11 protein-coding genes are annotated in these 13,825 nt (G+C 75.1%); all 11 read right to left on the bottom strand.

All coding sequences use genetic code 11. The features are described 5' to 3' along the window. The 11 genes from prmC to DQ238_RS04960 all read right to left on the bottom strand — a co-directional run bounded on the left by prmC (position 1) and on the right by DQ238_RS04960 (position 13,825). Entirely contained in the window at positions 1-843 is an 843-nt protein-coding gene (gene prmC, locus DQ238_RS05010; protein WP_255418024.1) for a peptide chain release factor N(5)-glutamine methyltransferase, read from the bottom strand. Positions 844-854: 11 nt separating this feature from the next. Then, positions 855-1,934 (bottom strand): peptide chain release factor 1, encoded by a 1,080-nt coding sequence (gene prfA / locus DQ238_RS05005; RefSeq protein WP_113780378.1) that lies wholly within the window; start codon positions 1,932-1,934, stop codon positions 855-857. A 114-nt stretch (positions 1,935-2,048) separates the two neighbouring features. Further along, on the bottom strand, positions 2,049-2,267 hold the full coding sequence (gene rpmE / locus DQ238_RS05000; RefSeq protein ID WP_113780205.1) for a 50S ribosomal protein L31: 219 nt from the start codon (positions 2,265-2,267) through the stop codon (positions 2,049-2,051). A 274-nt stretch (positions 2,268-2,541) separates the two neighbouring features. Then, positions 2,542-4,602, bottom strand: a complete 2,061-nt coding sequence (gene rho / locus DQ238_RS04995; RefSeq protein WP_370447502.1) for a transcription termination factor Rho — start codon at positions 4,600-4,602, stop codon at positions 2,542-2,544. A gap of 357 nt (positions 4,603-4,959) precedes the next feature. Next, positions 4,960-5,850, bottom strand: coding sequence for a homoserine kinase (gene thrB / locus DQ238_RS04990; protein WP_233495718.1), 891 nt, complete (start codon positions 5,848-5,850; stop codon positions 4,960-4,962). Positions 5,851-5,987: 137 nt separating this feature from the next. Beyond that, positions 5,988-7,073 carry a threonine synthase gene (thrC, locus tag DQ238_RS04985; protein ID WP_113780203.1) on the bottom strand — a complete coding sequence of 362 codons (1,086 nt, stop codon included), beginning with the start codon at positions 7,071-7,073 and terminating at the stop codon, positions 5,988-5,990. Continuing rightward, the gene (locus DQ238_RS04980; protein ID WP_113780202.1) at positions 7,070-8,371 is read right to left on the bottom strand and encodes a homoserine dehydrogenase; all 1,302 of its coding nucleotides are present in this window, start codon (positions 8,369-8,371) and stop codon (positions 7,070-7,072) included. The genes thrC and DQ238_RS04980 overlap by 4 nt, the downstream gene beginning before the upstream one ends. Further along, positions 8,368-9,873: a diaminopimelate decarboxylase gene (gene lysA / locus DQ238_RS04975; protein ID WP_113780201.1), complete on the bottom strand. Its 1,506-nt coding sequence runs from the start codon at positions 9,871-9,873 to the stop codon at positions 8,368-8,370. The genes DQ238_RS04980 and lysA overlap by 4 nt, the downstream gene beginning before the upstream one ends. Before the next feature lie 64 nt (positions 9,874-9,937). Beyond that, a complete protein-coding gene (gene argS, locus DQ238_RS04970) occupies positions 9,938-11,599 on the bottom strand; it encodes an arginine--tRNA ligase (protein ID WP_113780200.1) in 1,662 nt (553 codons plus the stop codon). A 138-nt stretch (positions 11,600-11,737) separates the two neighbouring features. Beyond that, positions 11,738-12,577 (bottom strand): ABC transporter permease, encoded by an 840-nt coding sequence (locus DQ238_RS04965; RefSeq protein WP_113780199.1) that lies wholly within the window; start codon positions 12,575-12,577, stop codon positions 11,738-11,740. Between the two features lie 249 nt (positions 12,578-12,826). Next, the gene (locus tag DQ238_RS04960; RefSeq protein WP_233495717.1) at positions 12,827-13,825 is read right to left on the bottom strand and encodes an ABC transporter ATP-binding protein; all 999 of its coding nucleotides are present in this window, start codon (positions 13,823-13,825) and stop codon (positions 12,827-12,829) included.

Below are 13,825 nucleotides of genomic sequence, written 5' to 3'. Positions count from 1 at the left end.
TCAGCCGGTACGGCGAGCGGTGGTGAACCGCGGCCGGCCAGCCAGGTCGGGGTGGTCGGCGACGTCGGTGAACCCGCCGGAGGAGCGCACCAGCGCGGGCAGGGCACTGCCCTGCTGGTCGGCGTGCTCGACGCCGAGCCGGCCGCCCGGGCGCAGCAGGCGGGCGGCGGTGCGCAGCAGCCCCCGGACGACGTCGAGGCCGTCGGGGCCGCCCCACAGCGCCAGCGGCGGGTCGTGGTCGGCGACCTCGCGGGGCACGCGGGCGCCGTCGGGCACGTAGGGCGGATTGGAGACCACGAGGTCGACCGTGCCGTCGAGCTCGCTCAGCAGCTGGGGGTCGGTCATGTCGCCGGCAAGCACCTCGACCGGCCGGTCGCCGGCGGCGGCGCGGTCGGCGGCGTTGGCCCGCGTCCACTCGACGGCGACCGGGTCGCGCTCGACGGCGGTGACGCGGGCGCCGGGGTGCTCGTGCGCGATGGACAGCGCGATCGCGCCGGACCCGGCTCCCAGGTCGACGACGACCGGCTCAGGGGTGCCGGAGAGGCCGGCGAGCGCCCACTCGACGAGCTGCTCGGTCTCCGGGCGCGGCACGAACACCCCCGGCCCGACGACCAGCTCCAGGTGACGGAACGGGGCCCGGCCGGTGAGGTGCTGCAGGGGAACCCGGGCGGCACGCTGGTCGAGGAGGTCGGCGAACCGGGCGGCGGCGTCGTCGGGCACGTCGTCGAGGGTGAGCAGCCGGGTGCGCGGGATGTCGAGCGCACAGGCCAGCAGCAGCTCGGCGTCCACCCGCGGGGACTGCACGCCGGCGTCGGCGAGCCGGTGGACGGCGTCGGTGAGCAGCGTGCGGGGGCTCAGGAGCCGGCCGCCAGCAGCTCGGCGGTGTGCGCGCGGGTCAGCGCGTCGATGACCGGGTCGAGCTCGCCGTCGAGGACCTGGTCGAGGTTGTGGGCCTTGTAGCCGACCCGGTGGTCGGTGATCCGGTTCTCCGGGAAGTTGTAGGTGCGCACCCGCTCGCTGCGGTCGACGGTGCGCACCTGGCTGCGCCGCTGGTCGCTGGCCGCGGCGGCGGCCTCCTCGCGGGCGGCTGCCAGCAACCGGGAGCGCAGGATCCGCAGCGCCGACTCGCGGTTCTGCAGCTGGCTCTTCTCGTTCTGGCAGCTGACCACGATGCCGGTGGGCAGGTGGGTGATCCGGACGGCGGAGTCGGTGGTGTTCACGCTCTGCCCGCCAGGGCCCGACGAGCGAAAGACGTCGATGCGCAGGTCGTTCGGGTCGACGGTGACGTCGACCTCCTCGGCCTCGGGCAGCACCAGGACGCCGGCGGCCGAGGTGTGGATGCGGCCCTGGCTCTCGGTGACCGGCACCCGCTGCACGCGGTGCACGCCGCCCTCGAACTTCAGCCGGCTCCAGATGCCCTCGTCCCCGCGGGCCTTGATCGCGACGGAGACGTCCTTGTAGCCGCCGAGCTCGGCGTCGACGGCGTCGATCACCTCGGCCGACCAGCCGCGGCGCTCGGCGTAGCGCAGGTACATGCGCAGCAGGTCGCCGGCGAACAGCGCCGACTCCGCGCCGCCCTCCCCCGCCTTGACCTCGAGGATGACGTCCTTGTCGTCGTCGGGGTCCTCGGGCACCAGCAGGGAGCGCAGCCGCTCCTCCAGCTCCGGGACCCGCTCCTCCAGGCTGCGGACCTCGTCGAGGAAGGACGGGTCCTCGGCGGCCAGCTCGCGGGCGGCGGCGAGGTCGTCGCGTGCGGCGTCCAGGGCGCGGGCGGTCTCGACCAGGGGCGCGAGCTGCGCGTACCGGCGGCCCAGCCGCCGGGCGCGGGCCGGGTCGGCGTGGACGGCGGGGTCGGCGAGATCGGTCTCCAGGGCGGCGTGCTCGGACAGCAGCCCGCTCAGCCGGTCGGGCGCGGCCGTCGGAACGCTGCTCATCGGGGTCACCTCGGTCGTCGAGGGGCCAAAGTGGCCACTTTGGCCAGAAGGGGCGGGGCCGGACACGACGACGGCGCCCGCCCCACCGAGGTGGGACGGGCGCCGTCGGGGGTGCTAGTTGGCGGCGTTCCGCTTGCCGAACCGCTTCTCGAAGCGGGCGACGCGGCCGCCGGTGTCCAGGATCCGCTGCTTGCCCGTGTAGAACGGGTGGCAGGCGGAGCAGGTCTCGACGGTCAGCTGGCCGCCGGGCGCCGTGCTACGGGTGGTGAAGGTGTTCCCGCAGCCGCAGGTCACCGTGGTGGTGTCGTAGTGCGGGTGGATGTCGGGCTTCATGCCTGGTGCCTCTTCCGGGACGTCGGTGCTGTGGGGTGGAACGCCGGCGGGGCGGCGGGGATTCCGGGGGGACGAGCGCTCCCGCCGGCGCGGGCTCGGCCGTCGAGTATCCCCGAACGGCGGGCCCCCGCCGCGGGCGGCCCCGCCCCGAGCCTGGTGGCGTGCTGGAACGGCCCTCGTCAGGGCCCCGGCCCCGTCTAGAGGCTCACCCCGAGCGTGCGAGGGGTGAGGAGGACGGGGTCCTTCTACGAGGCGTGGGGGGAAGAGTGGTCCTTCACTCGTTCCCGGGGCCGAGCGTCGTCTTCTGGATCTGCATGAGGAACTCGATGTTGTTCCGCGTCTTCTTGAGCTTGTCCAGCAGCAGCTCGAGGGCCTGCTGGGGCTCGAGCGCGGCGAGCACCCGGCGCAGCTTGATGACGATGGCCAGCTCGTCGGGCGAGAGGAGGATCTCCTCCTTGCGGGTGCCCGACGCGTTGACGTCGACGGCCGGGAAGACCCGCTTGTCCGCCAGCCGGCGGTCGAGCTTGATCTCCGCGTTGCCGGTGCCCTTGAACTCCTCGAAGATGACCGTGTCCATCGTCGACCCGGTCTCCACCAGCGCCGAGGCGATGATGGTCAGCGAGCCGCCGTTCTCGATGTTGCGGGCGGCGCCGAGGAAGCGCTTGGGCGGGTAGAGCGCCGTGGAGTCGACGCCACCGGAGAGGATGCGCCCGCTGGCGGGGGCGGCCAGGTTGTAGGCGCGGCCCAGGCGGGTGATCGAGTCCAGCAGGACGACGACGTCGTGGCCCATCTCGACCAGGCGCTTGGCCCGCTCGATCGAGAGCTCGGCGACCGTGGTGTGGTCCGACGGCGGCCGGTCGAAGGTCGAGGCGATGACCTCGCCCTTCACCGAGCGCTGCATGTCGGTGACCTCCTCGGGCCGCTCGTCGACGAGGACGACCATGAGGTGGCACTCGGGGTTGTTGGCGGTGATCGCGTTGGCGATCGCCTGCAGCACCATCGTCTTGCCGGCCTTCGGCGGGCTGACGATCAGCGCACGCTGCCCCTTGCCGATCGGCATGACCAGGTCGATGACCCGGGTGGTCAGCTGGTGCGGCTCGGTCTCCAGCCGCAGCCGCTGCTGCGGGTAGAGCGGGGTCAGCTTGGTGAACTCCGGGCGCGCCTTCGCCTGCTCGGGCTCCAGGCCGTTGACCGTGTCCAGCCGGACCAGCGCGTTGTACTTGTCCTTGCGCTCGCCCTCGCGCGGCTGCCGGACGGCGCCGGTGATGGCGTCACCGCGGCGCAGGCCGTAGCGGCGCACCTGCGAGAGGGACACGTAGACGTCGTTCGGGCCGGTCAGGTAGCCCGACGTCCGGACGAACGCGTAGTTGTCCAGCACGTCGAGGATGCCGGCGACCGGCAGCAGGACGTCGTCCTCGCTGATGACGGGCTCGCTCTGGTCGAACCGGTCGCGGCCGTTGCTGCGACGGTTGCGGTCCCGGTAGCGGCGCCCGCGGCGGCCGCGGCCACCGTCGAAGTCGTCGTCGTCCTCGTCGCGGTCGGTGCCGCGGGTGTCGGTGCCGCGGGTGTCGGTGCTGCGGGTGTCGGTGCCACGGGTGTCGGTGCCACGGGTGTCGGTGCCGCGGGTGTCGGTGCCGCGCTCGGTGCGGTCCCGGTCCGGCCGGCCGCCGCGCTCACCGCGGTCGGGGCCGCGACCGTCGCGACCGCGCTCGGCTCGGTCGCCGTTGTCCCGGTTGCCACGCTCGGCCCGGTCGCCGCTGTCGCGTTCGGTGCGGAGCTCGCCCCGCTCGCCGCGGCGGCCGGCGCGCTCACCGCGGTCGCGGTCGCGGTTGCGCTGCGGCCGGTCGCCCTCGGCGCGCTCGCCGTCGGTCCGTCCACCCTCGGTCCGCTCGGGAGCCGGGGCGGGCGCGGTGGCCGCGTCGGCGGCCGGCGACTCCTGGCGCGGCTCGGGTGCCGAGGTGGCGGCGTCGCCGGCCGGGGCGGGGGTCTGCGCCGTCGGTGCGCCGGCGGGCCGGCTGGCCGCGCGGCGGCGTCGCGGCGCGGCCTCGGTGGCGTCGCCGGCCGGCGTGGTGACCGGGCCGCTGTTCGCGCCGCCGGTGATCGGGGCCTCGACCGGCGCGGCGGTGGCGGCGACACCACGCGCGCTGTCCGTGCCGCGGGTGGCGGGGACCTCGGCCGCACCGCCGGCGGGGGCGTTGTCGGCGGGCGCGCCGCCGGGGCTCTCGCCGCCCACCTGGCGGGCGGAGATGGCGGCGACGAGGTCGCCCTTGCGCATCCGGCCGGTGCCGGAGATGCCGAGCTCGGCCGCCAGCCGCTGCAACTCGGGCAGCAGCATGCCGGCCAGCCCGCTGCCGCGGCGACGGGTCCGGCCCGTCGTCCCAGAGGCGGCAGGTGCCTCGCCGGAACCCGCGTCCTGCGGGGGGGTGACGAGGTCGGTGGTCTCGCTCACGTACAGGTCCTTCCCTGCGAAAGACCTGCGCCTACCAGCGCAGGGGGTGACCCGGCCCCTCCCGGCCCCGGAACGGACGGCAGGAGGAACGAGATCGAGTGGGTGCGGAGCGGTGTCTGCGGCGACGCGGAACAGGTCGTCTGCAACACCCCGCGCGAGGCTCGCCCGACTGGGCGGCTACCCCGTGAGCGTAATCGTCGCTCACGGACACGACAACAGCGGGCGCAACCAGTGTGTTCCTCGTTATCGAGACGATATCTCCCGGCCACTCTCCAGCACGTTCGCCCCGTGCGGGTCCACCGCCAGGGGCCGCACCGTCCACCCGTCGGGTGTGAGATCTCCCACTTCGCGGACGTCGTCGTCTCGGGGCACGAGCACGAGGACGGTGGGTCCGGCGCCGGAGACCACCGCGGCGTGGCCCGCGCCGCGCAGCCGGTCCACCAGCGCGATCGACTGCGGCATCCCCGCGGCCCGCTGGCGCTGGTGCAGCCGGTCCTCGGTCGCTGCCACCAGCAGGCCGGGGGCGCTGGTCAGCGCGTGCACCAGCAGCGCCGCCCGCCCCGCGGCGAACGCGGCGTCGGCGTGCGGCACGGTGCTCGGCAGCAGTCCGCGGGCGACGTGCGTCGACAGCGTCGCGCCGGGCACCAGCAGCACCGGCCGGACCTCGGGGTGCACCCGCAGCCGCGCGGCCCGGGCGCCGCCGTCGGTGGTCCAGGACAGCGTCGCCCCGCCCAGCAGGCAGGCGGCCACGTTGTCGGGGTGGCCCTCGAGCTCCGTGGTCAGCCGCAGCACCGCGTCGTCGTCCACCGCCTCGACGTGCGGGCACAGCGCCCAGGCACCCAGCACGCCGGCGACCACGGCCGCGGCCGACGACCCCATCCCCCGCCCCTGCGGGATGCCGTTCTCGGCGGCCACCCGCAGGCCCGGCGGCGTCCAGCCCAGCTCGGCGCAGGCCGCCCGGAAGGCGCGGACCACCAGGTGCGACTCGTCGGTGGGCAGCTCGCCGGCGCCGACGCCGGTGACCTCGACCTGCAGCCCCGCGGGCAGGACGTCGAACTCGACCACGTCGTGGCAGGTGAGGGCCAGACCCGCGCAGTCGAAGGCCGGCCCCAGGTTGGCGCTGGTCGCCGGCACGCGGATGCGCACCGAGCCCTTCGGCCGCGTCCCGGGTCGGCCCCCTGCAGGGTCCTGCCGCGAGCCTGCGAGTGGCGGGGGGCAGGGGGTCCTTCTCCGCGCGGTGGGGGGCAGGGGGTCCTCCACGTGGTCCTCTTTCACAGCCCGAGCTGCGCCGCGGCCGCGGCGGCGTCGACCGCGATGGTGACCGGGGCCGGCGCTCCGGAGATCGCCCACTCGGGGTCCTTCAACCCGTTCCCGGTGACCGTGCAGACCACCCGGGAACCGGCCGGGAGCTCGCCGGCCTCGGCGACCTGCAGCAGCCCGGCCACCGACGCGGCCGACGCGGGCTCGACGAAGACGGCCTCGGTGCGGGCCAGCAGCCGGTAGGCGGCGAGGATGGCCCGGTCGCTGACCGCGTCGATGCGCCCGCCCGACTCGTCGCGGGCGGCCAGCGCCCTGGTCCAGGACGCCGGGTTGCCGATGCGGATGGCGGTGGCGATCGTCTGCGGCTGCTCGACCACCCGCCCGGTGACGATCGGAGCGGCGCCGGCGGCCTGGAAGCCCCACATCCGCGGCGTGCGGGACGCCGTCCCATCGGCGGCGTACTCGCGGTAGCCCTGCCAGTAGGCGGTGATGTTGCCGGCGTTGCCGACCGGCAGGCAGTGCACGTCCGGGGCGTCGCCGAGGACGTCGACGACCTCGAACGAGGCGGTCTTCTGCCCCTCGATGCGATACTGGTTGACGCTGTTGACCAGGCTGACGGGGTAGTCGATGGACAGCTTGCTGGCCAGCGCCAGGCAGTCGTCGAAGTTGCCGTCGACCTGCAGCAGCTTGGCCCCGTGCACCAGGGCCTGGGCCAGCTTGCCCAGCGCGATCTTGCCCTGCGGTACCAGGACGGCGCAGACCAGGCCGGCGCGGGCGGCGTAGGCGGCGGCGCTGGCGCTGGTGTTGCCGGTGGAGGCGCAGATGACCGCCTGCGCGCCCTCCTCGACGGCCTTGGTGATGGCCATCGTCATCCCGCGGTCCTTGAACGACCCGGTCGGGTTGGCGCCCTCGACCTTGAGGTAGACCTCGCAGCCGGTGCGCCGGGAGAGCTCGGCCGCCGGCACCAGCGGGGTGGCGCCCTCCTGCAGGGTGACCACCGGGGAGCTGTCGCTGACCGGCAGCCGCGCGCGGTAGGCCTCGATCAGCCCGGGCCACAGCGGCGAGACGGTGCCCCGCACGGGCAGTTGGGTCGTCATGACAGTCCCTCCACACGCAGGATGCTGGTCACGCCGCGGACGGCCGGCATCTCCCGCAGCGCGCGCACCGTGGCCGACAGCGCGGCGTCCGGGGCGCTGTGGGTCACGATCACCAGGGTCGCGGCGTCGCCGTGCCCGTCCTGACGCACGGTGGCGATGCTCACCCCGTGCCGGGCGAACTCGGCCGCCACGGTCGCCAGCACGCCGGGCTTGTCGGCGACGTCGAGGCTGACGTGGTAGCGGGTGGGGGTCTCGGCGATCGGCCGGGCCGGCAGCCCGGCGTAGGTGGTCACCCCCGGGCCGGCCACGCCGGCCACCCGGTTGCGCGCGACGGCGACCAGGTCACCGAGGACGGCGCTGGCCGTGGCGTCCCCGCCGGCGCCCTGGCCGTAGAACATCAGCTGCCCGGCGGCCTCGGCCTCGACGAAGACGGCGTTGAACGCCCCGCCGACGGCGGCCAGCGGGTGCGTCGTCGGGATCATCGCCGGGTGCACCCGGACGGCGACCGAGTCGCCCTCGCCGGAACCGTCGCCCGGCACCCGCTCGCAGATCGCCAGCAGCTTGACCGTGCAGCCGATCTCGCCGGCCCGGGCGACGTCGGTCGCGGTGACCGCGGAGATGCCCTCCCGGTACACGTCGGCAGCGGTGACCGGCGTGTGGAAGGCCAGCGAGGCGAGGATCGCCGCCTTGGCCGCCGCGTCGAAGCCGTCGACGTCGGCGGTCGGGTCGGCCTCGGCGTAGCCGAGCTCGGTCGCCTCGGCCAGCGCCTCGGTGAAGCCGTGCCCGGTCTCGGCCATGCGGGAGAGGATGTAGTTGGTGGTGCCGTTGACGATGCCGACCACCCGGCGCAGCTGGTCGCCGGCGAGCGACTCGCGCAGCGGCCGCAGCAGCGGGATCGCCCCGGCGACGGCCGCCTCGTAGTACAGGTCCACGCCGGCCTTGGCCGCGGCCGCGTGCAGCTCGACGCCGTCGTCGGCGAGCAGCGCCTTGTTCGCGCTGACCACGCTCTTGCCCGCCTCGACGGCGGCCAGCAGCAGTGTGCGCACCGGTTCGATGCCGCCGATGACCTCGACGACGAGGTCGACGTCCGGCCGGGTGACCAGGGCGTGCGCGTCGGTGGTGAGCAGGTGAGCCGGGACGTCGGGGTGCCGATCGGGACGGCGGACGGCGACCCCGGCCACCTCCACCGGCCGGCCGATGCGGGCGGCGAGGTCGTCGGCCTGCTCGCCGAGCAGCCGCAGGACGGCGCTGCCGACGGTGCCGCAGCCGAGCAGCGCGACTCTCAGCGGCGCGCTCACGAGGTCACCCCCGCCGGGTGCTCGGGCGCGGGCTGGTCGACCGCCGGAGAGGGTGCGGGCACGTCGGCGAGGACGGCGTCGAGGGCGAACACGTCCGACAGTGTCTGACGTCGCACCACCTCGGTGGCGACCCCGTCCCGCACCGCGACCACCGGCGGCTTGAGCAGGTAGTTGTAGTTGCTCGCCATCGACCAGCAGTAGGCGCCGGTGGCGGCGACCGCCAGCAGGTCGCCGGGCTGCACGTCCGAGGGCAGCCACAGGTCGCGGACCAGGACGTCCCCGCTCTCGCAGTGCTTGCCGACCACGCGGCACAGCGCGGGCGGGGCGGCGGAGACCCGGTTGGCCAGCACGCAGGTGTAGGCGGCGTCGTAGAGGGCGGTGCGGATGTTGTCGCTCATCCCGCCGTCCACCGAGACGTAGTTGCGCACCGGCGGGGCGCCCGGGGTGCCGCCGGCGCCGAGCCGCACCGGCTTGATGGTGCCGATCTCGTAGAGGGTCACCGTGCCGGGGCCGGCGATCGCCCGGCCGGGCTCGACGGCCAGCCGCGGGACCGGCAGGTCCAGCGCCGCGCACTCCGCCGCGACCACGGCGCGCAACCGGCGGGCGACGTCGGCCGGGCCGACCGGGTCGTCCTCGGCCAGGTAGGCGATGCCGAACCCGCCGCCGAGGTTGAGCTCCTCCAGCACCTGCCCCGTCGCCTGGGAGACCTGCCCCATCAGGCCGACCACCCGGTGCGCGGCGGCCTCGAAGCCGGCCGTGTCGAAGATCTGCGAGCCGATGTGGCTGTGCAGCCCGGTCAGCCGCAGCGCCGGCTCGCGGATCACCCGGACCGCGGCGGTCAGCGCGTCGCCGGTGGCCAGGGAGAAGCCGAACTTCTGGTCCTCGTGGGCGGTGGCGATGAACTCGTGGGTGTGCGCCTCGATGCCGACCGTGGCGCGGACGAGCACCGGCACCGGTGCGCCGCCCGCGGCCACCCGCGCGGCGGCCAGCGGCACCAGCCGCTCGATCTCGTCGAACGAGTCCAGCACCACGTGCCCGATCCCGGCGTCGACGGCCAGCTGCAGCTCGACCAGCGACTTGTTGTTGCCGTGCAGCGCGATCCGCCCGGCGGGGAAGCCGGCGGCCAGCGCCACGGCGAGCTCGTTGCCGGAACAGGCGTCCAGGTGCAGGCCGTCCTCGGCGAGCCAGCGGGCGACCTGCCCGCAGAGGAACGCCTTGGACGCGTAGTGGACGTCGGCGTCCATCTCCGGGTGCCCGAACGCGGCGGCGAAGTCGGCGGCCCGGCCGCGGAAGTCGGCCTCGTCGAGGACGAACAGCGGCGTCCCGTGCACCCGGGCCAGCTCGGTGACCGGCCGCCCGGCCAGGTGCAGCTCGCCGTCGACCCGCTCGGCCGACCGGGGCCAGACGTGCCGGTCGAGCGCGCCGAGGTCGGCCGGCGGGGTGCCGGCGGCGGTGGGTGGAGTGAACCCCCCGTGGAGCGGACCTGCCGGGTGGGCCCTCACGTCCCCTCCCCGATCCCCCGGAGGGGCCGAAGTGGCCACTTCGGCCCCTGGGGGCGGGCAGCGTTCACATCCGCTCCGGCGCGGTCACGCCCAGCACGCCGAGGCCGTTGCGCAGGACGACGGCGGTGGCCGCGCACAGCCACAGCCGGGCGACGGTGAGCGGCGTGGCCTCCTCGTCGCCGCGCGGCAGCACCCGGCAGTTGTCGTAGAAGCGGTGGTAGGTGCCGGCCAGCTCCTCCAGGTAGCGGGCCACCCGGTGCGGGGCGCGCAGCTCCGCGGCCGAGGTCAGCACCCGCGGGAACTCCCCCAGCGCCCGGAGCAGGTCGTTCTCCCGCTCGTGGGTCAGCCGTGCTGCGTCGACGTCGGCGGGGTCGCCCAGCTCCAGGCCCAGGTCGGCGGCGTTGCGCAGCACCGAGGAGATCCGGGCGTGCGCGTACTGGACGTAGAAGACCGGGTTGTCGTTGGTCTGCCGGCTCCACAGGTCCAGGTCCAGGTCGATCGTCTGGTCGATCGAGGTGCGGGCCAGCGCGTAGCGGGCGGCGTCGGCACCGATCGCGTCGACCAGGTCCTCGAGGGTGACCACGGTGCCGGCGCGCTTGCTCATCCGCACCGGCTCGCCGTCGCGCAGCAGGTTGACCAGCTGGCCGATGAGGATCTCGAGGTGGGTCCCGGGGTCGTCGCCCATGGCCGCCACCAGCGCCTCGTACCGGCCGACGTAGCCGGTGTGGTCGGCGCCGAGCATGATGACGACCGCGTCGAAGCCGCGCTCGCGCTTGTTCAGGTAGTAGGCGCAGTCGGCGGCGAAGTAGGTCGGCTCGCCGTCGCTCTTGACCAGCACGCGGTCCTTGTCGTCGCCGAAGTCCGTCGTCCGCAGCCAGACGGCGTCGTCGGCCTCGTAGACGTGCCCCTCCTCCCGCAGCCGGGCGACGGCCTTCTCGAGGGCGCCGGTCTCGTGCAGCGTGCGCTCGGAGAAGTACACGTCGAAGACGACGCCGAACTGCGCGAGCGAGCCCTTGATCTCCGCCCACATCAGGTCGACCCCGCGGGCCCGGAACACGCGCAGCTGCTCGTCGTCGTCCTGGTCGAGCAGGGCCGGTTCCTCGGCGACGATGCGGGCGGCGATGTCGTCGACGTAGGTGCCGGCGTAGCCGTCCCCGGGGACCGGCCGCCCCGCGGCCGCGGCCTGCAGGCTGCGGGCGAACCGGTCGATCTGCGCGCCGGCGTCGTTGAAGTAGTACTCCCGGGTGACGTCGGCGCCGCTGGCCTCCAGCAGCCGGGCCAGCGCGTCGCCGACCGCGGCCCACCGGGTGCCGCCGATGTGCACCGGGCCGGTCGGGTTGGCCGAGACGAACTCCAGGTTCAGCCGCTGCCCGGCGAGGGTGTCGGTGCGGCCGTAGCCGTCCCCCGCGGTGACCGCCTCGACGGCGATGCGGCCCAGGACGCCCTGGGCGAGGGTGATGTTGAGGAACCCGGGGCCGGCGACGTCGACCGAGGCGATTCCCGGGTGCGCCCGCAGCGCTCCGGCGACCGCCTCGGCGACCACCCGCGGCGGCCGGCCGGCCGGCTTGGCCAGGCGCAGGGCGACGTTGGTGGCGTAGTCGCCGTGCTCGGGGTTCTTCGGGCGCTCGACGAGCACGTCGTCGGGCACCGCGACCGGCAGCACGCCGCGCTCGACGGCGGCGGCCACGGCGGTCCGGACGACGTCGCGCAACTGCTCCGGTGTCACCGCACGAGCGTACTGAGGCTCCGGACCGGCCCCGGTGCGGCCTTCCCACCCGCCGCGAGCCTGGTGACGTACTGGAACGGCCCTCCTGCAGGGCCCCGCCGCGAGCCTGCGAGCGGTGGGGGGCAGAAGGGTCCTTCTTCACACGTCCCGGCGGGCGAAGGTCAGCGCCGTCAGCCCCCAGACCATGGCCACCCACACCGCCGCCCACAGCAGGTAGGTGACGGTGAGCGGGGCCTCACTGAGGAAGGGGGAGCCGGCGACGTCGATCCCGAGCGGCGTCGGGTCCTGGAAGGCGTGCATGGCGCCCCGCCACAGCCCGTCGGTGGGCAGCAGCATCCGTGACACCGTGCCGACGCGGGCCACGCCCTCGTTGCCGAGGACCTCCCCGACGCTGCCGACCACGCCGGCCACCCAGGTGGCGCCGAACAGCCCGACCGCGACCACTCCCGACGCCATCGAGGAGATCACGCTCGAGAGCAGCAGTGCGAGCGTGAGCAGCACGACCGTCTGTCCGGCCAGCAGCGCCAGGCCGGCCACTGGCTGCGGTGGCCAGTAGCCCACCGCCCACCGGACGACGAGGAACTGGGCGAGCCCGGCCACCGCCACGTACCCGGAGCCGACGGCGACCAGGCCGAGCCACTTGCCGAGCAGCACCGCCGAGCGCCGCACCGGCCGGGCCAGCACCGACAGCGCCATCCCGGACTCGACCTCCCCGGCGAGGGTGGGCCCGGCGAGGAACGCGGTGCCGAGCGCGGCGATCAGGCTCAACCCGAACACGACCAGGTTGAGCAACTGGGAGGCGACCAGCCGGGCCTGGCCGGAGGTGAGGTCCCCGAATTCGGTGTCCAGGCCGGCCAGCCGGGAGAAGCCCCAGCCGCTGAGCGTCAGCAGTGCGAGGGTGAGGAGGGCGAGCGCCCACACCACCCGCCGGCGGACGGCCTCGCGCAGGGTCAGCCCGGCGACGGTCAGCACGCTCACGAGCCCTCCTCGCTGGCGCTCGTCGGCCGCGTTCGCGGCGCTGCTGCACCCCTGCGTGAGCTCGCGAGCTCGCTCACGAGCCCTCCTCGCTGGCGCTCGTCGCCCTCCTCGCTGGCGCTCGTCGGCCGCGTTCGCGGCGCTGCTGCACCCCTGCGTGAGCTCGCGAGCTCGCTCACGAGCCCTCCTCGCTGGCGCTCGTCGGCCGCGTTCGCGGCGCTGCTGCACTCCCGCGTGAGCTCGCGAGCTCGCTCACGAGGCACCGCCCCCGTTCCCGGCTCCCGTCCCGCCGCGGAGGATGCCCAGCAGCCGCTCCTCCAGGCTGATCCGCGCCGGCTCGACGGCGTGCACGCAGACGCCGAGCGCCACGAGGTCGGCGACGAGGCCGGGCACGGTGCCGCCGTCGTCGTCCGCCGGTAGGGCGACGGTGAACCGGTCCCCGCCGCCGGTGACCGTCCCGGCCGCCCGCAGCCGCGCCTCGGCGCGGCCGTCCACCCCGGTGAGGTGCAGCCGGACCTCGCGCCGGCCGAGCAGCTCGGCGAGCGTGCCGGCCGCTGCCACGCGCCCGGAGTCGAGGATGACCACCCGGTCGCAGACCCGCTCCACCTCGCCGATCAGGTGCGAGTTGAGCAGCACCGCCACGCCGCGGGCCTTGAGCAAGAGCACCAGGTCGCGGACGTCGGCCCGGCCGATCGGGTCCAGTGCGCTGGTCGGCTCGTCGAGGACCACCAGCTCGGGTCGGCCGACGAGCGCGACGGCGAGGCCGAGCCGCTGCTGCATGCCCTTGGAGAACCCGCCCACCCGGTCGCCGGCCCGCCCGTCCAGGCCGACCGCGGCCAGCCGGTCGCGCCCCTCGGCCTCGGTCATCGGCACCCGCGCCAGGCGGGCGTGCAGGGCCAGCACCTCGGTGGCGGTGAGCCAGGGCTGGTAGCGGAACAGCTCGGGCAGGTACCCGACCCGCTGCCGGGACAGCGGGTCGCGCCCCGGGCGGCCGAGCAGCGCGACCTCCCCGGCGTCGGCGCGGACCAGGCCCAGGAGCATCTTGATGACGCTGGTCTTGCCCGCCCCGTTGGGGCCGAGCAGGCCGACCACCTCGCCGCGCCCGACGGTGAACGAGACCCCGTCGACGGCGGTCCGGCGCCCGTACCGCTTGCGCAGTCCGGAGCACCACACCGCTGGCGAGGCGGGCAGGTCGGCGACCAGCTGGGCCGCGGTGCGGGTGTCCTCGACCGCCCTGTCCCCGGATGTCAC

It is taken from the genome of Geodermatophilus sp. TF02-6, assembly GCF_003319115.1.
Classification (GTDB): Bacteria; Actinomycetota; Actinomycetes; order Mycobacteriales; family Geodermatophilaceae; genus Geodermatophilus.
The sequence above is the reverse complement of the archived record's forward strand: the minus strand, read 5'-3'. Positions and strand labels throughout refer to the sequence as shown.